This window comes from Mesorhizobium sp. M2E.F.Ca.ET.209.01.1.1 (assembly GCF_004010375.2).
In the GTDB taxonomy this organism is placed as follows: domain Bacteria; phylum Pseudomonadota; class Alphaproteobacteria; order Rhizobiales; family Rhizobiaceae; genus Mesorhizobium.
Genome location: NZ_SADP02001098.1, coordinates 1 through 295 on the forward strand (window position 1 = coordinate 1; position 295 = coordinate 295).

At 66.1% G+C, this 295-nt stretch carries 1 pseudogene; it reads left to right on the forward strand.

The features are described 5' to 3' along the window. Positions 1-295 (forward strand): annotated as a pseudogene (locus EN852_RS39275) (tetratricopeptide repeat protein); the annotation flags it as partial.

The following is a 295-nucleotide window of genomic DNA, read 5'->3' on the forward strand; positions in this document are numbered from 1 at the left end:
CTACGATCTTGGCGAAACCGGCGAGGTGCTCCGGCTCTATGACGGGCCGATCTATGGAAAACGCTCGACATTGGCGCTCAATATGGTCGACGCCTCGGCGATCCTGTGGCGTCTCCATCTCGGCGGCGTCGATGTCGGCGACCGCTGGGCGGCGCTCGCCGCCAACTGGATCCCGAAAGCCGCCGCCGGCAACTACGCCTTCAACGACGCCCATGCGATGATGGCCTTTGTCGGCGCCGGGCTGGAAGCGCCGGCGAAAACGCTGATCGAGGTGCAGCGTGAGGCGATGCGCGGC